Raw genomic sequence first — 22,650 nt, forward strand, 5'->3', positions numbered from 1 at the left:
GGCACTCGAGTCGTTCGGCATCACTCCGCCCGACCGCTTCGTCGCCATCATAGACCAGCTCCGCTGCGGTACCTTCAATATACGAGAGTCAAATTAATTTGCAATTTCCCTAAAACCTTACGAATTAATTAGGGTCAGAGTCGAATTCTTTGACAACTTTTCCCGCGCCGGCAGTCGTTCCAACGGCGCGTTGCCATACCAGTTCGTCGCAGTGCGACTTTGGACAAGCGATCGTTAGGCTGATTTTGATTTCGTCCAAAGCGATCACCTTCTGCCCGGCGACCTACATCTTCATGGCATCTAAAATCAATGGCGCCTTTCGTTCGCGCAAAAAGTTGTCAAAGAATTTGACTCTGACCCTAATTGATTTGTAAGGTTTTGGGGAAATTGCCGATTAATTCGACACTGACCCTACTGGGGAGGTTCGTCGATGAGTTGCAGTTCGTGCAAAGCCTTGGCAAGGGCGGGCGGCCAGCCAGCGGTTGCAATGCGCTGCGCGATCCCGTACAACAATTGAAGCCAGCCGTAAACGACAAAGCGCGCCTTGCTCACGCAGGCGCGCTTTTTACGGATGGGTGCTACTTATTTGGTGGCCAACACCCACTTGACCAGCGAACGCGCCTCGGCCTCGCTCACCTGCGGATTGGCCGGCATCGGGATCGGGCCCCAGGTGCCCGAGCCGCCTTTCAGCACCTTCTGCACCAGCTTGTCCTCGGCGCCCTTCTGGCCCGCGTACTTCTGCGCGACGTCCTTGTAGGCAGGACCGACCAGCTTGGTGGCGACGGTGTGGCAAGCCATGCAATTCTTGGCCTTGGCCAAGTCGGCCTGGGCGAATGCACCCGACGACGCGAAAGCCGACAGCACCACACACAACATCAGGGACCGCTTCATTTGTTTCTCCGAGTTTATGACTGATTGGATTCTACCCCCTTTCCCTGCGGGGCAATGAGGGCGATACACTCTGTAACCCGATCGCCACGTTTACCAATATCCTGTAACAAGAAAATAGCAACTTTTGCCCGTCGGCATTCTTTTTTTTGTAAGATGTGGGGCCTGAAGGAGCTTTTTACATCATGCCACTCATCCTCTTGATCGTCGCCCTGGCCGCCCTGCGTTTCTTCGAGGTCTGGCGTTTTGCCGAGCTGTCCTGGTGGGTCATCGCCGGGCTCTTCGTGCTCGCCTTCATCTGGTTCGAGTACATCGAAAAGATCCTCGGGCTCGACAAGAAGAAGGAACACGAGCTCCAGGACAAGCGCCGCAACGAACGCGTCAAGAAGACCCTCGACAAGCGCCGCTGAACCGGCCCTGTGATACATTGGACATATCACAGTCTTGTCCATCATCACCCATGCATCCCGAACTGCGCCAGCTGCGCCATTTCGTCACCGTGGCCGAAGAGCTGCATTTCGGCCGCGCCGCGCGCCGCCTGCACATGACCCAGCCGCCGCTGTCGCAGAGCATCGCCAATCTCGAAGAACTGTTCAAGGCCCCGCTATTCGTGCGCAACCGGCGCATGGTCGGCCTGACCGCGGCCGGCGCCGCCCTGCTGCCGGAAGCGCGCCGCATCCTCGAGGAGGCCGCCGCGCTGCCCGAGCTGGTGCGGCGCGCTGCCAGCGGCGAAGCGGGCCGCCTGGCCCTGTCCTTCGTCTCGACCGCCGGCCTCGGCATGCTGCCCGACGTGCTGCGCCGCTATCGCGCCGCCTATCCGGCCGTGCGCCTGGTGCTGCAGGAGGCGACCTCCGACGTCCAGTTCGACGAACTGCTCTCGGGCCGCATCGACGCCGGCTTCGTGATTCCGCCGCAGCCGGGCGCCGCCGACGTCATGGCCGACGGCGCCCTGGATTACCTCAAGATCGTCGACGAGCCGCTGGTGCTGTGCGCGCCGAGCGGCCTGGGGGCGCTGTCGAAACCAGGCCCGGTGCGCCTGCGCGACCTGCCGCCGCTGCCGCTGGTGATCTTCCCGCGCGCGGTGGCGCCCAGCCTGCACGATGCGATCCTGGCCTGCTTCCGCACGGCCGGGGTGCTGCCCACCATCGGCCAGGAAGCGATCCAGATGCAGACCATCGTCAGCCTGGTTTCCGGCGGCATGGGCTTGGCACTTGTGCCACAATCCGTGTCGAACCTGATGCGTCCCGGCGTAGAATACCGTGCCCTGCACGACCCGGCGCCGCTGGCCGAAACCGGCCTGGCCTGGCGGCGCGACAACGATTCGCCCGTGCTGAGGGGCTTCCTGGAATGTTTGAAGAATTGAAGAGAGACTGACTATGCTGATTCATCCGCAGCCGGACCCGATCGCGATTGCGCTCGGCCCGGTGCAAATCCACTGGTACGGCCTGATGTACGTGGTGGCCTTCGCCCTGTTCATCATCCTGGGCCGGGTGCGCATCCGCATGCCGCACGTGGCCGCGCAGGGCTGGACCCGCGACGACCTGGACGACATGCTGTTCTACGGGATGCTGGGCGTGATCGTGGGCGGCCGCCTGGGCGAAGTGCTGTTCTACCAGCCGCTGTACTTCCTCGAACATCCGCTCGAGATCTTCATGATCTGGAAGGGCGGCATGTCCTTCCACGGCGGCTTCCTGGGCGTGCTGATCGCGATGGCGCTGTGGGCCCGCAAACGCAAGCGCAACCTGCTCGACGTGTACGACTTCATCGCGCCGCTGGTGCCGCTCGGCTATGCCGCCGGCCGCATGGGCAACTTCATCAACGCCGAACTGCCGGGCCGCCTGGCCGACCCGAACCTGCCGTGGGCCATGCTGTGGCCCGGCGTGGTCGGCCCGCGCCATCCGTCGCCGCTGTACCAGGCGCTGGTCGACGGCGTGCTGGTGTTCGTGATCCTGTGGATGTTCGCGCGCAAGGCGCGTCCGCGCCTGGCGGTCGGCGCCATGTTCACCCTGCTGTATGGCTGCGCGCGCTTCTTCACCGAGTGGTTCCGCGTGCCGGACTGGGAAACCACCGTGTTCGGCCTGCCGATCACCTCGGGCCAGGTGCTGTCGCTGCCGATGATCGTCGCCGCCCTCGTCATGCTGGCCTGGGCCTATCGCCAGGCGCCGGGCCGTCCTGTAACCGCCTGATCCGCCTCTGAGTGGGCGAGCGCACAGAGCGCTCGTCCTTCACGCCCGACAATGAGGCTCCACGGATCGGAGCCCTCATGGATCAAACAAGGCGCAGGCGGCATACCGGATGGTGGCTGCTGCTTGCCGCCATCGTCGTATTGACAGGCATCGCCTTCGCCATCATGTGGCGGCCCGCACTGGCGCCGCAAGCCACGCCACCTTCCTTCGACCAGACCCGCATCGAGCGCGGCGCCAATCTCGCGCATCTCGGCATGTGCGCCTCGTGCCACACGGCCGACCTGTCCCGCCCCTTCGCCGGCGGCAAGCCAATGGAAACGCCGTTCGGCACCGTCCACAGCACCAATATCACGCCGGACCGCGATACCGGCATCGGCACCTGGACACTTGAAGCTTTTACTCGTGCCATGCGCGAGGGCGTCTCGCGCGACGGCCACCTGCTCTATCCCGCCTTCCCCTACAACCACTACGTGCGCATGACGCAGGCCGATATCGACGACCTGTACGCCTACTTCATGACGCGCTCCCCGATCGCCGCGCCGCCGCCCGCCAACGAGATGACCTTCCCCTTCGGTTTCCGGCCGCTGGTCGGCTTCTGGAACGTGCTGTACCTGGACGACGCGCCATGGCAACCCGACCCGCAACAATCCGCCGAATGGAACCGCGGCGCCTACCTGGCCGATGCCGTCGCCCACTGCGCCGCCTGCCACACGCCGCGCACGAAGCTGGGCGGTCCGGATATCAAGCGCCAGCTCGATGGCGGCGAAGCCGAAGACTGGTATGCGCCGGCCCTGAACCGTCACTCACCGTCGCCGCTGCCATGGACACGCGAACAGCTGCAGGCCTACCTGCGCACCGGCATGGCCGAGGATCACGCGGTCGCCGGCGGCCCGATGCAGGACGTGGTGATGCACCTGGCCCAGGCCGATGCAGGCGACGTTGCCGCGCTGGCCGCGTGGACCCACAGCCACCTGTCGCAGGCGCCGCTGCGCACGACGCCGGCGCAGCAGGGCGGAGCGCTCCCCGAACCCGCCGCCGACGATCCCGACCTGCCGCGCATGCGCCTCGGCTACGAACTATATGCCAATTCCTGCGCGCGCTGCCATGACGTCGGCCGTGCCCCGAGCTCGGGCACCGCCCTGCCGCTGCAGAAAGCGATCGCCCTGTACGATCCCGACCCGCGCAGCCTGATCCACATCGTCGACAGCGGCATCCTGCCACCGGATGGCGAGCCGGGACGCTGGATGCCCGGCTTCAAGGCGATCCTGAGCGACGAGCAGGCCGGCGCGCTGGCCGCCTACCTGCGCAAGTACGGCGCCGGCCAGCCGGCCTGGCCGGAACTGGACGAGCAAATCCGCAAAGCGAGAGCACCATGACGACCTACCGCCTGCAGGTGAACGGCAAGCGCCACGCCGTCGATACCGATCCCGACACCCCGCTGCTGTACGTGCTGCGCAACGACCTGGCCCTGAACGGCGCCAAGTTCGGCTGCGGCCTGGGCCAGTGCGGCTCCTGCACCGTGATCCTGGACGACAAACCGGTGATGTCCTGCCTGGTGCCGGTGTCGAGTGTCGGCACCCGCGCGGTGCGCACTGTCGAAGGCCTGGGCGACAGCGACAAGCCCGGCGTGCTGCAACAGGCCTTCATCGACGAGCAGGCGGCGCAATGCGGCTACTGCATCGCGGGCATGATCATGCAGGCCAGCGCGCTGCTCGAGCGCGAACCGAATCCGAGCGACGCCCGGATCCGCGCCCACATGTCACCCAACCTGTGCCGCTGCGGCACCCATATGCGCATCCTGCGCGCGGTGCGGCGTGCCGCCGACGTGCTGGCAAAGGGAGAAAAGCGATGAGCGCAGACCAGGGACGCCGCCGCTTCCTGGCCGCGGGCGGCGCATTGACGCTGTCGTTCGCCATGCCCGCGTGGTCCGCGCAAGACGCATTACCGAAAAGCCTCGAAAAAGCGCCCTGGCTCGACGCCTGGATCCGCATCGACGCCGATGAACGCATCACGGTCTTCACCGGAAAGGCCGAGCTGGGGCAAGGCATCAAGACCGCGCTGCTGCAGGTCGTGGCCGACGAACTACGCATCGCGCCAGGGCGCCTGACGCTCGTCACGGCCGACACCGCGCGCACGCCGGACGAAGGCATGACGGCCGGCAGCAACTCGATGAAGGACAGCGGCGCCGCGCTGCGCCATGCGGCGGGCCAGGTGCGGATGCGCCTGGGCGAACTGGCGGCGGCGCGCCTTGGAACGCCCGCGGCCGGCCTGGCGTTGAAGGATGGCGCCTTCATCGCCCCTGACGGCCGCCGCGCCAGCTTCGGCCAGTTGGTTACCGGCCAGGAGCTGCACCTGCGCGCCACGCCGCAGCCGGCGCCGCCCGCTCCTGGCCCGAAGACGGCGATCGGCCAGTCGCTACCACGCGTCGACATCCCGGCCAAGGTCACGGGCGGACGTGCCTACGTGCAGGACCTGCGCCTGCCGAACATGGTGCATGCGCGCGTAGTGCGTCCGCCATCGCAGGCGGCGACATTGACGGCGGTGGATACGGTCGCCGTCATGCGCCTGCCCGGTGTCTTGAAAATCGTGCGCGACGGGCGCTTCCTGGCCGTGATCGGGGACGCCGAATACCGCGCCGTGAAGGCCGCCGCGCTGCTCGCGCGCGCAGCGCGCTGGGAGACGCCGGCCGCGCTGCCGGCCAATGCCGACGTCAAGGCGCTGGTGATGGCGCAGCCGGCCGAACCGGCGACCATCCTCGAACGCGGCGCACGCGTGCAGGAAGGCACGCACTACAAGGCCACCTATACCCGCCCCTTCCAGCTGCACGCTTCCATCGGCCCGTCCTGCGCGGTGGCGCAGCTGGTGGAGAACCGCTACACGGTCTGGACCCACTCACAGGGCGTGTTCCCGCTGCGCAGTGCGCTGGCCGAGCTGCTGGGAACCCAGGAGGACGCAATCCGCTGTATCCACGTCGAGGGCTCGGGCTGCTATGGCCACAACGGCGCCGACGACGTGGCGGCCGACGCCGCCCTGCTGGCGCGCGCCTTCCCGGGCCGGCCGGTGCGGGTGCAATGGATGCGCGAGGACGAACACGGTTGGGAGCCATTCGGCGCGGCGATGGTGGCGCAGGTGGCGGCCACGCTGGGCGCTGACGGCCGCATCGCCGACTGGCAGTACGACGTCTTCACGCCTCCGCACAACACGCGTCCCGGCAAGGCCGGCAACCTGCTGCCGGCAACGCATCTGGCCAAGCCGTTTACGCCGCCAAGGCCGACACCCAGCCCGCAGCCGGAAGGCAGCGGCGACCGCAACGCGATCCCCTATTACCGGCTGCCGAACGCGCGCGTGACCCATCACTTCCAGCCGAAAGCGGTATTGCGTACCTCGGCCATGCGCGGCCTGGGCGCCTATTGCAATGTGTTCGCGATCGAGAGCTTCATGAACGAACTGGCGCGCGCGGCGAAGGTCGATCCGGTCGATTTCCGGCTAGGCCACCTGGACGATCCGCGCGCCATCGACGTGGTGAAGCTGGCGGCGGCGAAGTTCGGCTGGAAGGATTATAAAAAGCTTGTGCGCCGCGGCCGCGGTTTTGCATTTGCACGCTACAAGAACCTGGCATCCTATTGCGCGCTGGCGGTCGAGGTGGAAGTGGCGCGCGAAACAGGTCTGGTGCGCGTGACGCGCGTATCGAGCGCCGTCGATTGCGGCGAGATCGTCAACCCGGATGGTGTGCGCAACCAGATCGAGGGCGGCATCATTCAGTCGGCCAGCTGGACCTTGTTGGAACAGGTGCGCTTCGACGCCACGCGCGTGCTCACCGTAGACTGGGCCTCGTATCCGATCCTGCGCTTCGGCCAGGCGCCCGACAAGGTCGACGTGCACCTGATCGACCGCCCCGGCCAGCCCTTCCTGGGCACTGGCGAAGCGGCGCAGGGCCCGGCCGCGGCGGCGATCGCCAACGCGGTGTTCGACGCCTGCGGACTGCGCATGCGCGACCTGCCGCTCGACCGCGCGCGGGTCAGGAAAGCTTAATTAAAGGCTTTCCAGAACATATACACCGCCAGCGCATACAGGATCACGGCGAAGATGCGCTGCAGCTGGCGCACCGGCATCTTGTGCGCGGTGCGGGCGCCGAGCGGCGCCATGGTCACGCTGGCCAGCACGATGATGGCCAGCGCCGGCAGGTAGACGAAGCCCAGCGACCATGCCGGCAGGCCCGGCTCGCCCCAGCCATAAAACATATTCGACAGCGTGCCCGAGAGCGCGATCGGAAAGCCCAGCGCCGCGCTGGTGGCGACCGCGTTATGGATGCGCACATTACAGCGCGTCATGAACGGCACCGAGACGAAGCCGCCGCCGGCGCCCACCAGTCCCGACAGGATCCCGATCAGGCCACCGGTGGCGAACATGCCGGCCCGGCCCGGCAATTCGCGCGCCGCCGTCGGCTTTTTCCCGATCAGCATCTGGGTGGCCGAGAAGGCGACGAAGCAGCCGAAGAAGAAGGCCAGCACCGAGGTATTCATCTGCTTGCCGATCCAGGGTCCGATCCAGGAGCCGATCAGGATGCCCGGCGCCAGCAGGCGCACCACGGGCCACAGCACGGCGCCGTGCTTGTGGTGGGCGCGCACCGAGGACATCGAGGTAAACAGGATGACGCCGAGCGCGGTGGCGATCGCCATGTGGACCACCAGTTCGTCGGCGAAGCCGCGCGCGGTGAAGATCATGGTAATGAAGGGGACCAGCACCATGCCGCCGCCGATGCCCAGCAGGCCGGCCGCGAAGCCGCCGAAAGTGCCCATCGCCAGCAGGGCAAGGATCAGCCAGGGATCCATTCAGGCCTCCCTGGCGCGCACGAGTTCGACGACCGCATCCCATTCGGATCTGGTGACCGGCGAGATCGACAGCCGGCTGCCCTTCTGCAGCAGCACCATGCTTTCCAGCGCGGGAACGGTGCGCATCTCGGCCAGCGGCAGATAGCGTCCCACCTCGCGCGCGCGCACGTCGACCGAGATCCAGCGCGGCGTTTCCTGGGTGGCTTTGGGGTCGTAATAATGGCTGGAAGGGTCGAACTGGGTGGCGTCGGGATAGGGACCGCTCGCGATCTCGGCCAGCCCGGCCACGCCGGGAACGGCGCAGCTGGAGTGATAGAACAGGACGCCGTCGCCGACGGCCATCGCGTCGCGCATGAAATTGCGCGCCTGGTAGTTGCGCACGCCGAACCAGGCCACGGTCTGGGCGGGTGCGGACAGGACGTCGTCGAAACTGACTTCGTCCGGTTCGGATTTCATCAACCAATAGCGCATCGCGCCGTTCTCCCTGCAAGGCGCCGTCACGATTGACGCGCGCACAAAAAAAAGCGGCTGCGTACAAAGTGCGCAACCGCTTGTGTATCCTAGCCCCCGCCAGTGCCGTTTTTGCCGGCATCCTGAACCAAAACGGTTCAAGGCGGTCACGGTCAGATCAATTTCGGGTTCGTCAAACGAGTGACGCTCACTCCCATCGAACTTGTTCCACGACCTATGCGTAAGAATGGTTCAAGGAATATATGGCAAATCTCGAACACCGCAGGGTAGAGCGCAGTTTACTCTTTTGAAGCGGCATGTCAAACGGATTCGGCCTTTCAGAAAAGATTTTCCTGTGGCGTCAGCGCCTTGTCGAGCACCGTGTGCATCGCTTCCAGCTTTTGCTTGACCTCGAGGATCGACATGTCCGACAACGGTCCCTGTGGCGATTTCACCGACAGGAATTCCGCGGCGACGCTCAGCGCGGCCATGACGGCAATACGGTCGGTGCCCCTCACCTTGCCCGAATCGCGCAGCTGGCACATCTTGCCGTCGAGGTAAGCGACCGCCTCGCGCAGGGTGCGCTCTTCGCCGTCGCGGCAGGCCAGGCGGTAGGGCTGGCCCATGATGGTGACGTCGAGATGGATCATCGTTGCTCCTGACGGGCGGCGTGCGCGAGATGGAGCGGCGGCGGTTCATCCGGCCCGGGCTCGGGTTGACCACCCTCGCCTTCCGGTTCCGGTTCGCCCGGCGGCTTGGGCAACTCGTCGAGCACGGCCTCGACCCGGCGCTGGGCCTCGACCAAGCGCTCCTTGAACGCCAGGTTCTCGGCGCTGAGCAGGGTATTGGCCTGGCGCAGCAAATAGTTCTCGGCGCGCAACGACTGGGTCAATTGGGCGAGCCGGTCGATTTTGTCTGAGAGGTCTTGGAATTCGGAAATCATTCGACACTATAGGATCGAGATGGATTTTCCGTCAACCGAATCGCGCTGCGGTGCGGCAAGGCAGGCGTGGATGGCCATGCCGCGGCAGCCTGGCGTGCGGCAGGAAAGCGCCAGGCAGTGTACGCTGCCCGCCTCTTGCCTGTTCCGCACTTGTCGGCAAGAGATGCAAAAAACACATTGCACCGGACCTAGACTGGTTTGCGCTGTCTCAAGCACATAAAACTATATCTACCGCCGGGCGCTTGAAAAGGCAAGTTATCGTCCCTATAATTAGCACTCGTTAGCTGAGAGTGCTAACAACTCTTTGCAGATTGCCGCGGCACTTGAATACAAGGCCGGGGCGATGTCAAAAAACGCTAGTTAAACCACTGAATATTAAGGAGTTTTGCATGAACCTTCGTCCTCTGCACGATCGCGTTATCGTCAAGCGCCTCGACCAGGAAACCAAGACTGCGTCTGGCCTGATCATCCCTGATGCCGCGGCAGAGAAGCCAGACCAAGGCGAAGTTCTCGCCATCGGTAACGGCAAAGTGCAAGACAACGGCCAGGTCCGTCCGCTGGAAGTCAAGGTCGGCGACCGCGTGCTGTTCGGTAAGTACTCCGGCCAGGCCGTCAAGGTCGATGGCGAAGAACTGCTCGTGATGCGCGAAGAAGACATCATGGCCGTCGTCCAGCAGTAATTCCCTGACCCCATTCACGAAACATTCGGAGAAATAACAAATGGCAGCTAAAGAAGTAGTGTTCGGCGACGCAGCGCGCGCCAAGATGGTCGAAGGCGTCAATATCCTGGCCAACGCAGTCAAGGTCACCCTGGGCCCGAAAGGCCGCAACGTCGTGCTCGAGCGCTCGTTCGGCGCCCCGACCGTCACCAAGGATGGTGTCTCGGTCGCGAAAGAAATCGAACTGAAAGACAAGCTCCAGAACATGGGCGCGCAGATGGTCAAGGAAGTCGCTTCCAAGACCAGCGACAACGCCGGTGACGGCACCACCACCGCGACCGTGCTGGCACAAGCCATCGTGCGCGAAGGCATGAAGTTCGTTGCCGCCGGCATGAACCCGATGGACCTGAAGCGCGGCATCGACAAGGCCGTCGCAGCAACCGTCGAAGAACTCAAGAAGATCGCCAAGCCAACCACCACCACCAAAGAGATCGCACAAGTCGGCGCCATCTCGGCCAACTCGGAAACCTCGATCGGCGAGCGCATCGCTGAAGCGATGGAAAAAGTGGGCAAGGAAGGCGTCATCACCGTGGAAGACGGCAAGTCGCTGAACGACGAGCTGGACATCGTGGAAGGCATGCAGTTCGACCGCGGCTACCTGTCGCCGTACTTCATCAACAACCCGGACAAGCAAGTGGCCGTGCACGAGCAGCCATTCGTCCTGCTGTGCGACAAGAAGATCTCGAACATCCGTGACCTGCTGCCGGTACTGGAACAAGTCGCCAAGGCCGGCCGTCCGCTGGTCATCGTCGCCGAAGACATCGAAGGCGAAGCGCTGGCAACCCTGGTCGTCAACAACATCCGTGGCATCCTGAAGACCGTCGCCGTCAAGGCGCCTGGCTTCGGCGACCGCCGCAAGGCCATGCTGGAAGACATCGCTATCCTGACCGGTGGCCAGGTCATCGCCGAAGAAGTCGGCTTGACCCTGGAAAAGGTCACCCTGGCCGAACTGGGCCAGGCTTCGCGCATCGAAGTCGGCAAGGAAAACACCATCATCATCGACGGCGCCGGCCAGGCTGAATCGATCGAAGGCCGCGTCAAGCAGATCCGCGCCCAGATCGAAGAAGCGACCTCGGACTACGACCGCGAAAAACTGCAAGAGCGCGTGGCCAAGCTGGCCGGCGGCGTTGCCGTGATCCGCGTCGGTGCAGCCACCGAAGTCGAGATGAAAGAGAAGAAAGCACGCGTCGAAGATGCACTGCACGCTACCCGCGCTGCCGTGGAAGAAGGCATCGTCGCCGGCGGTGGCGTTGCCCTGCTGCGCGCTCGCGCCAACATCACCGTCAAGGGCGACAATCCAGACCAGGACGCAGGCATCAAGATCGTCCTGCGCGCCATGGAAGAGCCACTGCGCATGATCGTCCAGAACGCCGGCGAAGAGCCATCGGTCGTGGTCGCAGCAGTGTTGGCCGGCTCGGGCAACTACGGCTACAACGCCGCCAACGGCACCTACGGCGACATGGTCGAAATGGGCGTGCTGGATCCAGCCAAGGTCACCCGCTCGGCACTGCAGAATGCAGCGTCGATCGCCGGCCTGATGCTGACCACCGACTGCATGGTCTCGGAACTGGCTGAAGACAAGCCAGCCGGCGGCATGGGCGGCATGGGTGGTATGGGCGGCATGGGCGGCATGGACGGCATGATGTAAATCAGCCGGTCGCCTGGCGCGCCGCGGCAACGCCGGCGCGCCAGTCTTCCACGATAAAAAGCCCGCGAGGTTCACACCTCGCGGGCTTTTTTGTTGTTTGATGCAGCGGGAACCTCAGCTCCTGGCGCGCGGCCCCTTGCGACGCAGCCACAGCATCGCCGCGAAGGCCGCGCCGCCCAGCCACAGGGTGCCCGGCTCCGGCACGTCGACCGGGTCGTTCGGCTCGACCTCGATGTCGTCCGGCGGACCACCCGGGGTGCCGGGGATGCCAGGGATGCCGGGATTTTCCGGGGTGCCCGGAACGCCTGGGGTACCCGGTGTATCGGGGCCGTCCGGCGTGCCCGGCACGCCCGGCGTGAGTGGCGGCAGCTCGGGATTGGGTCCCGGGCCAGGATCGGGATCGGAGCCCGGGCCGGTGCCGGGGTCCGGCGTCGGCGTGGATGGCGTCGGCGTAGATGGCGTCGGCGTGCCGGGCTGTCCACCGCCAGGAGCGTCATTGCCGCCGGGGGTGTTTCCGCCGCCTGGATTGTCGCCGCTGCCGGCACTGCCATTGCCGTCAACGCCCGGCGTCGGCGTGCTGCCGACAGGCGTGCCGGTCGACGGCGTCGTCGCGCCATCGCCGCTGCCGCCGCCCAGCGTGCCGCCGTTCGAAATGGCCGAGCCATACCGGGCGGGCGGGCCGCCCATGAGGTCGGCCAGGCGCGACTGCGCAGCCGGCGCGGCGCCCGCCAGCAGGCCGGCGCCGTTCGGGAACACCTCGGTAGGATAGCGCTGTCCTGTGGAGGGAACGTCGTCGAGTCCCTCCAGGCCGGCTGCCACGGCCATCATCCCGCCGCCATCCTCGGTGACGAAGGAATCGAGTTCCGACTCGGTCGGACCATGGGCTTCGACCGGATACATCGGCACGTCGGAAATCCGGTTGGCGCAGCGCGCCCGCATCTCGTTCTTGCCATCGGTGAGCAGGGTTTCCCCCGGCGCCAGCATCAGCTTCTTTTTGGTCCAGTAAACCTGGTCGCCCTTGCGGTAAGACACGTACACGGCGCGCGGCGCGGTCACGGTGACCGCGCGCGCGTTCGCCACGTCGAAGCCGGCATAGTGCGCGGCGACCACGGCATCGGTGCGGATGACGCGCGCCAGTTCGTCCTTGTCCGCCACGCCGCCGGGGATGATCGAGAACGGATAGATGCGGCGCGCGGCGCCCTGTTCGGTGGCCGGCGCCGGGATCGACGCGGCCGGCGCCAGTCCGAAGCCGGGGCTTGCGCCGACGTGGGTGATCTCGTCCGGCTTGCGGTCCAGCCGCGTCCAGTCGACGTCCAGCGGCGGCGCCAGCACGCCGGCAACACCCACGGCGAGCCCCAGCATCGCGAGCGCGCCCAGGCGCTTTTCGCGTTGCGACACCTTGGCGAGGCGGCGAGTATAAGCAGAGCGGCGGCGGTCCATGAGGGGGGGGACGTCAGGTAGGAGTGGTCCTACAGAATAGCATTATTTCTATAAATAAATTCCGATTCCATAGTGAAAAAAGTGATTTCGTGGCGAAAAACACGAATTACTTTCTTTATGGAAATATATTGACCGGCGATCGCAAAACATCGTTGCAATGATCTTGCATTCACTGCAATTCATGCTGGTAGCGAACGGCGTCCCGTGTTGCTGGTCGAACACGCATGGTTTACCATGACCGCCTGCCTTCACGAGACCTGCCATGTCCACACGCGCCGCATCTTCTTCTCCCTTGCGCCTGACCATTGCCGCGTTGATGCTGTGCTGCGCCGTTGCCGGCTGCAAGCGCGCCGAGCGCGAAGCGCCGCCGGCGCCCGCGCCCGCCGCGCCCACGGCCCAGGCGCCGGCGCATACGAAACAGGATGCGATGGATTCGCTGCTGGCACTACCGGAACTGCAGGCCTGGTCGCGCCAGATCGAACAGCGCAGCCAGGGCAAGGCGCACGGCGCCGTGATCGAGGACGATCCGGTCCCGCGCGAAGTCAACGGCAAGAAGTATTACCAGCTGAGTTTTGTCGAGAACCGCGCCGACGATGCGCGTCGCCGCGAGAGCTTCCTGGTGGCCCAGGACGGCAGCGAGATCCTGGTCGACGACACTGGCTCGGACACCCTGCTCAGCCTCCAGGAATGGCGCCGCACCATCGAGCGCGTGGACATCAAGAGCGCCAACTGACGGCGCCCCGCCGACGATGCCGGCGAGTCTTCAGCTATCCAGGTGCGAGATGAGCAGCCGGCGCGGATCCTTGCCCGCCTCCGGCCCATGCTGGCCATCGACCGAAATCCCCACCGCCATGATGTCGATCAGCAGCAGCTGCAGGATGCGCGAGATCATCGACAGGAAGCTGGTGCTGTCCTCGCTGTGATCGACCGCCAGGCACACGCTGGCCTTGCGCGCCAGCGGCGACTGGCTGTTGCTGATGGCGATCACGTCGGCGCCGGCGGCGCGTGCGATGTCCACCGCCTGCAATAGCTCCGGCAAGCCGCCCGAATTCGATACCGCGATCACCACGTCGCCCGGTCCCAGCAAGCCTGCGGCCAGCGTGAACAGGTGGGCGTCGCCATACAGCGCGGTCGGGATCCTGAAACGGAAGAATTTGTGCTGGCCGTCCAGCGCCACCGCGCGCGAGTTACCGAGCGCGTAGAACTCGACGCGCCGCGCGCGGCTCACCAGTTCAATTGCGCGGTCGAGCGAGCGCACGTCGAGCTGGTCCCTGAAGCGCAGGATCGCCGACACCGTGTTGTCGATCACCTTGGCCGACAGGTCGTGGGTGCTGTCGCTCATGCGCACCTGGCTGTGGCGCACGGGGATCGCGCCGGTCAGGCTGCTCGCGAACTTGAGCTTGAATTCGGCCAGGCCCTGGAAGCCCAGCGAGCGGCAGAAGCGGATCACGGTCGGCTGGCTCACGTCGGCCAGCCGCGCGATCTCGGCGATCGGTTCGTTCAACACCGTGCGCGGATGCTCGAGCACGAGCGTCGCCACGCGCGCCTCGGCCGGCGACAGCTCTTCGCGCAGTTGCCCGATGCGTTCCATCAGCGTGTTGGCGCCGCTGCGGCCGCGCAGGTGCTCGGCCAGGATGGTCGCCACGCCGTGGAAGGCGGGATTCGGCGTGGTGATCACATAGGTCGGGATATCGGCCAGGTAGTCCGAAAAACGTCCCTTGGCCTCGAACCGCATGCGGAACGGCGAGCGCGCGAACCACTCGCCGAGGCGCGGCACGATGCCGCCGCCGATGAAGATGCCGCCGAAGGCGCCCAGGGTCACCGCCAGGTTGGCGGCGGCGCCGCCCAGCATGCCGCAGAAGCAGTCGAGCGTTTCCAGGCACAGCGGATCGTCGGCCTCCAGCGCGCCGGATACGATGGCGGCCGCGCTGCGCGCCGTGGCGTCGACGCCGTTACGGTCGGCCAGCGCGCGGTAGATGACTTCCATGCCGGGGCCCGAGATCAGGCGCTCGTTCGACACGTGCGGCCATTCGCGCCAGGCGTATTGCAGGATGGCGAACTCGCGCTCGTCGGCCGGCGCGAAGTTGACGTGGCCGCCCTCGCTGCCCAGGGTGACGAAACCGTCCGCGGTCGGGATCCCGCCCGACACGCCCAGGCCCGTGCCCGGCCCCAGCACGCCGATGACGGCGCCCTCTACCTTCGTGCCCGGCCCCACCTGCATCAGGTCTTCCTTGGCGAAGCCCGGCAGCGCGGTCGCCAGCGCGGTGAAATCGTTGACGATCAGGAGGGTCGACAGGCCCAGCTCGCGCCGCACCGCGTCGGTGGAGAACTCCCAGGCGCGGTTGGTCATGCGCACGTAGTCGCCGTTGATCGGGTTGGCGACCGCGAAAGCGCCGTGGTTCAGCCGCAAGTCCTCGTGGTCTGCCAGGTAATGGCGCAGCAGCGGGACGATGCCCTCGAAGTCGTCGCAGCGCAGCACCTGGACCGAGCGGAACACGCCCGGCGCGGTCTGCAGCGCGAAGCGCGCGTGGGTCGCGCCGATGTCGGCCAGCAGGCGCGGTCCGTCGGCGAACGCCGTGCGCGCGAACTTTTCAGGCCCCTGCTGGGTATTCATCAACCCTCCGCGCGGACCAGGCCGAACCAGGCGCCGTACGGCGGCAGGGTCACGCGGCCGCGCTGGGCTGCGCCGGCCAGGCCGTCGACGGCCATGTGATCGGCGCCTTCGGTCGCCGGCCAGTCGAACGTCACTTCTTCGTTCGACAGGTTGAAGGCCGCCAGCACGCTGCGCTCGCCCTCCAGGTCGCGGCGCAGGGCCAGTACCGGTTCCGGCGCGTCGATAAAGGCGATCTCGCCGCGCGTCAGTTGCGGCATGGTGCGGCGCAGGGCGATGAAGCGGCGCTGGAAGTTCAGCATCGAATCGGGGTCGGCGTCCTGCAGGTCGACCGCGGCGGCGGCGTGCGACGGCTCGACCGGCAGCCACGGCGTGCCCGCGGTGAAGCCGGCGTGCGGCGCGCCGGCCTGCCACGGCATCGGGGTGCGGCAGCCGTCGCGGCCCTTGAACTCGGGCCAGAAGGTGATGCCGTACGGGTCTTGCAGCAGTTCGAACGGGACGTCGGCTTCGTGCAGCGCCAGCTCGTCGCCCTGGTACAGGCAGGGCGTGCCCTTGAGCGAAAGCTGCATCGCCAGCACCAGCTTGGCGAAACCGGCGCTGGCTTGCGGACCACCCCAGCGCGTCATCACGCGGATCGCGTCGTGGTTGCCGACCGACCAGGAGGCCCAGCCTTCCTCGACGCGGCGTTCGAAGTCTTCCACTTGCGCGCGGATGTGCGCGGCCGTGAACACCGGCGTCAGGAAGTTGAAGCTGTAGGCCATGTGCAGCTTGTTCCCGCCTGCCATGTACTCGTTCATCTGGGCCAGCGCGTCGTCCGAGCTGATCTCGCCGATCGACACCGCGCCGAATTCGTCCAGCTGGGCGCGCAGCTTTTCCATGAAGGCGATGTTCTCGGGCTGGGTCTTGTCGTAGATATGGGCCTGCATGCCGTACGGGTTCACGTCGGTCACGGTCGAGGTGTCGCGCACCAGCGCCGGCGGATTGCTGCGCAGCTGGCGATCGTGGAAGTGGAACACGCAGGCATCCATGCGCACGCCGTCCACGCCGCGCTCGAGCCAGAAGCGCTGGGCCGCCAGGTGGGCCTTCTGCACGTCAGTGTTATGGAAGTTCAGCTGCGGCTGGCTCACCAGGAAGTTGTGCATATAGTACTGCTTGCGGCGGGTATCCCACTGCCAGGCCGAGCCGCCGAACACCGACAGCCAGTTATTCGGCGGGTTGCCGTCCGGGAGCGGATCGGCCCAGACATACCAGTCCGATTTCGGATTGTCGCGGTTGGAACGGCTTTCGACGAACCAGGGGTGGGTGTCGGCGGTGTGCGACATCACCTGGTCGATCATGATCTTCAGGCCCAGGCCGTGGGCCTTGGCCACCAGGCGGTCGAAGTCGGCCAGGTTGCCGAACATCGGGTCGACATCGCAGTAATCGGCGATGTCGTAGCCGAAGTCGCGCATCGGCGACTTGAAGAACGGCGACAACCAGACAATGTCCACGCCCAGGCTCGCGATGTAGTCGAGCTTCTCGGTGATGCCGGCCAGGTCGCCGATGCCATCGCCGTTGGTATCGAGGAAGCTGCGCGGGTAAACCTGGTAGATGATGGCGTCGCGCCACCAGTTCGGATTCGTCGTGGTCGAGATCTGGGTCATGGCTGGTCTCTGGTTTGGAATTCTAGGCAATATACAGGACGCAACAAAACTTGACAATTCCGGAAGTTTTCCGAAAATTCACGATTTATCCTTATGATTCAATGGCTTGAAACATCGAAAACGTTTCCAGCGGCATCGTCGTCGTAACTAAACTACGTCGGTATGTTTCTCGTTTGTTTCACAACAATATTTTTATTGCAAAGTGATACGCCCTCGTCATAGCATCGCGTCTGTTTGACATTTCAAGGAAGCGGTCGATGACTGATCTAGCAAAACCAGGTTCCGGGCGAATGCCGCGGCAGATTCCCTACATTATTGCCAACGAAGGCTGCGAGCGTTTCAGCTTCTACGGGATGCGCAACATCCTGACGCCCTTCCTGATCACGACGCTCCTGATGTTCCTGCCGGAAGACATGCGCACCGGCGAAGCCAAGCACGTGTTCCACACATTCGTCATCGGCGTGTACTTCTTCCCGCTGCTGGGCGGCTGGCTGGCCGACCGCTACTTCGGTAAATACAACACGGTGTTCTGGCTCAGCCTCGTCTACTGCGCGGGCCATGCCTGCCTGGCCATCTTCGAGGACAACGTCAACGGCTTCTACTTCGGCCTGTTCCTGATCGCGCTTGGCTCGGGCGGCATCAAGCCGCTGGTGGCCTCCTTCGTGGGCGACCAGTTCGACCAGACCAACAAGGACAAGGCGAAGGTCGTGTTCGACGCCTTCTACTGGATCATCAACTTCGGCTCGTTCTTCGCTTCGCTGCTGATGCCGCTGCTGCTGCGCGACTACGGTCCGGCCTGGGCCTTCGGCGTGCCCGGCATCCTGATGTTCATCGCCACCATGGTGTTCTGGAGCGGCAAGAAGAAATACGTGCACGTGCCGCCCTCGCCGCCGAATCCGCACTCCTTCATGCAGGTGGCCAAGACCGCACTGCTGACGAAGGCGCCCGGCCAGGGCCGTCCGGGCCTGAACGTGGCCCTGATCGGCGCCGCCGCTGCCGTGGTCTCGCTGGCGATGTCGGTGCAATGGGGCTTCGTGATCGGCGCCTGTACCGCGCTGGTGCTGCTGATGGCCTTCGGCGGCATCGGCGCCTCGATGCAGCTGGACCGCGCACGCGGCCTGCATCCGCAAGAAGCCGTGGACGGCGTGCGCGCCGTGCTGCGCATCCTGATCGTGTTCGCGCTGGTGACGCCGTTCTGGTCGCTGTTCGACCAGAAGGCCTCGACCTGGATCGTGCAGGCCAATGCCATGACCACGCAGGTCAGCTTCCTGGGCTGGACCTTCGACGTCATCCCGGCCCAGATGCAGGCCCTGAACCCGCTGCTGGTGATGATCCTGATCCCGGTGAACAACCTGCTGCTGTTCCCGATGCTGCGCAAGTTCGGCATCGAACCGTCGCCGCTGCGCCGCATGACCGCCGGCATCGTACTGTCGGCCGCCGCCTGGATCGTGGTCGGCAACCTGCAGGTCGCGCTCGACGCTGGCGACGCTGTCTCGATCGCCTGGCAGATCGCACCGTATGCGCTGCTGACCCTGGGCGAGGTGCTGGTCTCGGCGACCGGCCTTGAATTCGCCTACAGCCAGGCCCCGGCCTCGATGAAGGGCGTGATCATGGCCCTGTGGTACCTGGCCGTCACGGTCGGCAACCTGTGGGTGCTGATCGTGAACGCGAGCGTCAAGAACGAGTTGGTGGTGGGCTATATCGAAGGTACCGGCATGGGCGTGATGGCCGCGCAGATGTATTTCTTCGCCGGCTTCGCACTGCTGTCGGCACTGGCGTTCGGCTGGTATGCGACGCGCTACAAGATGGTCGATCATTATCGCGGCAACGCGGCCTGATCGCATTGCTGCACTGAACGCGTGGGCGGCTATGCCGTCCACGCGCTCAACATCCCTATCAACTGCCAATCATGGCGGTATTCTTCCGGCCGCTTGAACGCGTGGACGGCGGAGCCGTCCACCCTACATGAGCAAACTGCATCTCGCCCTCGTGGCGGCTTCACTCTCGACGTCCGCCTACGCCGCGGTTCCCCTCGCCACTTGCGACAGCGCCGGCTTCCAGGAAGTCCTGCAAGCCAATGGCGAACAAGTCGACGCGCGCGCCGTCTGGCTCGACAAGCGCCTGGTGCGCTGGCCCGGCGCCGCCGCTGACGGTGCCTATCGCCTGTACCACTCCTCCGCCGCATCGGTCAATGCCAAGCCAGGCACCAAGGTGACCGGCGCCACCGGCTCGATCAAGCTCGACATCTCGACCACCGCCGTCCCGCAAGCCGCGGCCGAGCGCTTCAAATGGGTCGCCACCGGCCCGACCCTGCGCGTGGCGGACGCCGATCTCGCGCGCCTGCCCTTTCTTCACCGCGAACAGCTGGTGCTGGTGCAGGAAGACGCGAAGGGCATAGTGGTCGCCGCCACCCGCATCCAGTCGGCCGGCGCGCTTGACGAGCTATACGCCGCCGCCGAAGCAATCCCCGATCTCGGCGCCACGCCAACTGCCAAGAAGACCGGTTTCAAGCTGTGGGCGCCGACCGCGCGCCAGGTGGCGGTGTGCACCTATGACGGCCCTACGACCAGGGCGAACGCCGTGCACGCGATGACGCTCGACGAGAAGACCGGCGCCTGGTCGGCCAGCCTGCCGCGCGACCTGTCGGGCACCTATTACAAATACGCGGTCGACGTCGCCGTGCCCGGCGCCGGCCTGGTGCGCAACCTGGTCACCGATCCGTATTCGGTCAGCCTGAACGCGGATTCGAAGCGCAGCTACATCGCCGACCTCGATGCGCCGAACCTCAAGCCGCGCGGCTGGGACGACACCCGTCCGCCAGCCACGGTGCAGGCCCAGACCGACATGGTCATCTACGAGCTGCACGTGCGCGACTTCTCGCTGATCGACGCGACCGTGCCCGCGCCCAAGCGCGGCAAGTACACCGCCTTCTCCGAGATGAACTCGAACGGCATGAAACACCTGCGCGCGCTGGCGAAAGCCGGCCTGACCGACGTGCACCTGTTGCCGGTGTACGACATCGGCAGCATCCCGGAAGTGGCTTGCGCACAGCCGCAACCATCCGGCGCGCCGGACAGCGAAAGCCAGCAGGCCCTGATCGGCAAGACCGCGCATACCGACTGCTTCAACTGGGGCTACGATCCGCAGCACTTCAATGCGGTCGAGGGCAGCTATGCCAGCGACCCGCAGGATGGCGCGCGCCGCATCGTCGAGTTCCGCGAGATGGTGATGAACCTGCACAAGGCGGGCCTGCGCGTCGGCACCGACGTGGTCTACAACCACACCTTCATCGCCGGGCAGGAAGAAAAATCGATCCTCGACCGCGTGGTGCCGGGCTACTACCACCGCCTGGATGAGAAAGGCGGCATCGAAACCTCGACCTGCTGCTTCAACACGGCGACCGAGAACACGATGATGGCCAAGCTGATGATCGACTCGTCGGTGCTGTGGACCCGCCACTACAAGATCGACTCCTACCGCTTCGACCTGATGGGCCACCAGCCGCGCGCGGCGATGGAGCGCCTGCAGAAGGACGTGAACGAGGCCGCCGGCCGCCACGTGCAGCTGATCGGCGAAGGCTGGAACTTCGGCGAGGTGCAGGACGGCGCGCGCTTCGTGCAGGCCTCGCAGCTATCGCTGAACGGCACCGGCATCGGCACCTTCAGCGACCGCGCGCGCGACGCAGTGCGCGGCGGCTCGCCGGGCGACTCGGGCGAGATCGTCATCCGCCAGCAAGGCTATATCAATGGCCTGGTGTACGACCCGAACGCGCTGGGCCACGAGCACGCGCCCGATGCCCTGCTGCGCGCGGCCGACCTGATCCGCGTCGGCCTGGCCGGCTCGGTGCGCAGCTTTTCCGTGCAGACCTTCGACGGCAAGGTGCGCCAGCTGCAGGACATCGTCTATGGCGGCAACCAGCCGGCCGGCTATGCGAGCCAGCCCGCCGAGGCGGTGAACTACGTCGAGAACCACGACAACCAGACCCTGTACGACATCAACGCGCTCAAGCTGCCGGTGGCGACCAGCGCTGCCGAACGCGCGCGGGTGCAGGTGCTGGGCATGGCGATCAATGCCTTCAGCCAGGGCGTGGCCTATTACCACGCCGGCATCGACGTGCTGCGCTCGAAATCGCTGGACCGCAACAGCTTCAATTCGGGCGACTGGTTCAACCGTCTCGACTGGACCTATCAGGACAACTTCTTCGGCACCGGCCTGCCGCCGGCCGCCGACAACGCCAAGGACTGGCCGCTGTTCAAGCCGCTGCTGGCCAATGCCGCGCTCAAGCCGGCGCCCGCCGACATCGCATTCGCGCGCGACGCCTTCCGCGACCTGCTGCAGATCCGCTCCAGCTCCACGCTGCTGCGCCTGCGCAGCACGGAAGACATCAACGCCCGCCTGCGTTTCTTCAATACCGGCCCGGAACAGGTACCGACCGTGCTGGCGGCCTGGATCGACGGCCAGGGCTATCCCGGCGCGAACTTCGCCGGCCTGGGCTACCTGGTGAACGTGGACAAGAAGGCGCACACCATCGACGCCACGCTCCTGCGCGGCAAGAAACTGCGCCTGCATCCGGTGCATACCGCGGCCGGCGCGGCGGACCAGCGCGCGCAGGAGGCGCGCTTCGACAGCGCGCGCGGCACGTTTACCGTGCCGGCGCGCACGGCCGTAGTGTTCGTGACTGAGTAAGCCTGATATGCCGCCATCTTTCCAGATTCATGGGAAGTGGCGGCGGCCGGAGCAATGACGTTCCGTATCATCCGGCTCATCTTGCGTGTGAGGCAGGTCATATTTGACGCACGCGATGACGTTGTCCGAACGGCATACGTTACAATGTGTCCTCTCCAGACATTCCGGTCTTACGGCTATCATGAAGAAAATCAGGACGTTGACGCTGGAAGATGTACGTCGCGTGAACCGTGATTTCATTACCGGACAGGCGCATAATGTGGCCGGCCTGTCTCCAGCGTCCCAAAAAATCCTTCGCGATTCAAAGTTCACACGCGACGAAATCAATCGCGCGTTCGCCATCGCCCGCCTCAGCACGACCTGACCGGTGATCGAGCATGTCCGCCGCGCCGTTGCGGAACGAATCGTATAGCTGGATATATCGCCAGCTCGTCACCAATCCGAATGACGCAGTCGGTGCGTTTGCCTACATCTCAACACCGGGGTCAGGTCTGACATTCGGACACGGCCTCGACAATCACTAGGCACCAATTGGCTGTCATGCGCTTTTCGAGAACTGTAACAAGCTTCGCAAAGGTTGAGCTCGTGTCCGAATGTCAGACCT

Annotated in this window: 20 protein-coding genes and 1 other RNA gene; 12 read left to right on the plus strand and 9 right to left on the minus strand. The window is 65.2% G+C overall.

The features are described from left to right. Positions 1–582 precede the first annotated feature (582 nt). Positions 583–891 carry a c-type cytochrome gene (locus FVD38_RS17380; RefSeq protein ID WP_123071839.1) on the minus strand — a complete coding sequence of 103 codons (309 nt, stop codon included), beginning with the start codon at positions 889–891 and terminating at the stop codon, positions 583–585. Between the two features lie 182 nt (positions 892–1,073). On the opposite strand from FVD38_RS17380, the gene FVD38_RS17385 reads away from it, so the two are divergent. The 6 genes from FVD38_RS17385 to FVD38_RS17410 all read left to right on the plus strand — a co-directional run bounded on the left by FVD38_RS17385 (position 1,074) and on the right by FVD38_RS17410 (position 7,106). Then, on the plus strand, positions 1,074–1,298 hold the full coding sequence (locus FVD38_RS17385) for a TIGR04438 family Trp-rich protein (RefSeq protein WP_123071843.1): 225 nt from the start codon (positions 1,074–1,076) through the stop codon (positions 1,296–1,298). A gap of 50 nt (positions 1,299–1,348) precedes the next feature. After that, positions 1,349–2,251 carry a LysR family transcriptional regulator gene (locus tag FVD38_RS17390; protein ID WP_147935981.1) on the plus strand — a complete coding sequence of 301 codons (903 nt, stop codon included), beginning with the start codon at positions 1,349–1,351 and terminating at the stop codon, positions 2,249–2,251. Positions 2,252–2,264: 13 nt separating this feature from the next. Further along, the gene (gene lgt, locus FVD38_RS17395; protein ID WP_147935982.1) at positions 2,265–3,074 is read left to right on the plus strand and encodes a prolipoprotein diacylglyceryl transferase; all 810 of its coding nucleotides are present in this window, start codon (positions 2,265–2,267) and stop codon (positions 3,072–3,074) included. A gap of 77 nt (positions 3,075–3,151) precedes the next feature. Continuing rightward, positions 3,152–4,450 carry a c-type cytochrome gene (locus FVD38_RS17400; protein ID WP_147935983.1) on the plus strand — a complete coding sequence of 433 codons (1,299 nt, stop codon included), beginning with the start codon at positions 3,152–3,154 and terminating at the stop codon, positions 4,448–4,450. Then, entirely contained in the window at positions 4,447–4,926 is a 480-nt protein-coding gene (locus FVD38_RS17405; RefSeq protein WP_147935984.1) for a (2Fe-2S)-binding protein, read from the plus strand. The genes FVD38_RS17400 and FVD38_RS17405 overlap by 4 nt, the downstream gene beginning before the upstream one ends. Further along, positions 4,923–7,106 carry a xanthine dehydrogenase family protein molybdopterin-binding subunit gene (locus tag FVD38_RS17410; RefSeq protein ID WP_147935985.1) on the plus strand — a complete coding sequence of 728 codons (2,184 nt, stop codon included), beginning with the start codon at positions 4,923–4,925 and terminating at the stop codon, positions 7,104–7,106. The genes FVD38_RS17405 and FVD38_RS17410 overlap by 4 nt, the downstream gene beginning before the upstream one ends. Here the strand turns inward: FVD38_RS17410 and FVD38_RS17415 are convergent. From FVD38_RS17415 to FVD38_RS17435, 5 genes are all read right to left on the minus strand, one after another. Beyond that, complete coding sequence (locus FVD38_RS17415) at positions 7,103–7,906, minus strand: sulfite exporter TauE/SafE family protein (RefSeq protein ID WP_147935986.1); 804 nt, start codon at positions 7,904–7,906, stop codon at positions 7,103–7,105. The genes FVD38_RS17410 and FVD38_RS17415 overlap by 4 nt on opposite strands. Next, positions 7,907–8,377 carry an EVE domain-containing protein gene (locus tag FVD38_RS17420; RefSeq protein ID WP_147935987.1) on the minus strand — a complete coding sequence of 157 codons (471 nt, stop codon included), beginning with the start codon at positions 8,375–8,377 and terminating at the stop codon, positions 7,907–7,909. Positions 8,378–8,466: 89 nt separating this feature from the next. Beyond that, positions 8,467–8,648: non-coding RNA, 6S RNA (gene ssrS / locus FVD38_RS17425), on the minus strand. A 46-nt stretch (positions 8,649–8,694) separates the two neighbouring features. Next, the gene (locus tag FVD38_RS17430; protein WP_123071851.1) at positions 8,695–9,006 is read right to left on the minus strand and encodes a cell division protein ZapA; all 312 of its coding nucleotides are present in this window, start codon (positions 9,004–9,006) and stop codon (positions 8,695–8,697) included. Beyond that, positions 9,003–9,299 (minus strand): hypothetical protein, encoded by a 297-nt coding sequence (locus FVD38_RS17435; RefSeq protein WP_147935988.1) that lies wholly within the window; start codon positions 9,297–9,299, stop codon positions 9,003–9,005. Before FVD38_RS17435 ends, FVD38_RS17430 begins: the two co-directional genes overlap by 4 nt. 389 nt (positions 9,300–9,688) lie before the next feature. Here FVD38_RS17435 and groES point away from each other — a divergent pair, with 389 nt between their 5' ends. Then, complete coding sequence (groES, locus tag FVD38_RS17440) at positions 9,689–9,979, plus strand: co-chaperone GroES (protein ID WP_147935989.1); 291 nt, start codon at positions 9,689–9,691, stop codon at positions 9,977–9,979. A gap of 40 nt (positions 9,980–10,019) precedes the next feature. Beyond that, on the plus strand, positions 10,020–11,666 hold the full coding sequence (gene groL / locus FVD38_RS17445) for a chaperonin GroEL (protein ID WP_147935990.1): 1,647 nt from the start codon (positions 10,020–10,022) through the stop codon (positions 11,664–11,666). A gap of 114 nt (positions 11,667–11,780) precedes the next feature. On the opposite strand, the gene FVD38_RS17450 is transcribed toward groL, so the two are convergent. After that, positions 11,781–13,064, minus strand: a complete 1,284-nt coding sequence (locus tag FVD38_RS17450) for a PEP-CTERM sorting domain-containing protein (protein WP_147935991.1) — start codon at positions 13,062–13,064, stop codon at positions 11,781–11,783. 304 nt (positions 13,065–13,368) lie between these two features. Between FVD38_RS17450 and FVD38_RS17455 the strand changes: the two genes are divergently transcribed. Next, positions 13,369–13,839 carry a hypothetical protein gene (locus FVD38_RS17455; RefSeq protein WP_147935992.1) on the plus strand — a complete coding sequence of 157 codons (471 nt, stop codon included), beginning with the start codon at positions 13,369–13,371 and terminating at the stop codon, positions 13,837–13,839. Between the two features lie 30 nt (positions 13,840–13,869). Here FVD38_RS17455 and FVD38_RS17460 read toward each other — a convergent pair whose 3' ends face one another. Further along, positions 13,870–15,720 carry a glucokinase gene (locus FVD38_RS17460; protein WP_147935993.1) on the minus strand — a complete coding sequence of 617 codons (1,851 nt, stop codon included), beginning with the start codon at positions 15,718–15,720 and terminating at the stop codon, positions 13,870–13,872. After that, positions 15,720–17,360 carry an alpha-glucosidase family protein gene (locus FVD38_RS17465; protein WP_147935994.1) on the minus strand — a complete coding sequence of 547 codons (1,641 nt, stop codon included), beginning with the start codon at positions 17,358–17,360 and terminating at the stop codon, positions 15,720–15,722. Before FVD38_RS17465 ends, FVD38_RS17460 begins: the two co-directional genes overlap by 1 nt. Positions 17,361–17,617: 257 nt before the next feature. Between FVD38_RS17465 and FVD38_RS17470 the strand changes: the two genes are divergently transcribed. From FVD38_RS17470 to FVD38_RS17480, 3 genes are all read left to right on the plus strand, one after another. Next, a complete protein-coding gene (locus tag FVD38_RS17470; RefSeq protein WP_147935995.1) occupies positions 17,618–19,198 on the plus strand; it encodes a POT-type proton-dependent oligopeptide transporter in 1,581 nt (526 codons plus the stop codon). Between the two features lie 127 nt (positions 19,199–19,325). Further along, positions 19,326–22,046 carry an alpha-1,6-glucosidase domain-containing protein gene (locus FVD38_RS17475; RefSeq protein WP_147935996.1) on the plus strand — a complete coding sequence of 907 codons (2,721 nt, stop codon included), beginning with the start codon at positions 19,326–19,328 and terminating at the stop codon, positions 22,044–22,046. Positions 22,047–22,227: 181 nt separating this feature from the next. Continuing rightward, positions 22,228–22,410, plus strand: a complete 183-nt coding sequence (locus FVD38_RS17480) for a hypothetical protein (protein ID WP_147935997.1) — start codon at positions 22,228–22,230, stop codon at positions 22,408–22,410. Positions 22,411–22,650: the final 240 nt, after the last annotated feature.

The organism is Massilia arenae (genome assembly GCF_008014745.1).
In the GTDB taxonomy this organism is placed as follows: domain Bacteria; phylum Pseudomonadota; class Gammaproteobacteria; order Burkholderiales; family Burkholderiaceae_D; genus Telluria; species Telluria arenae.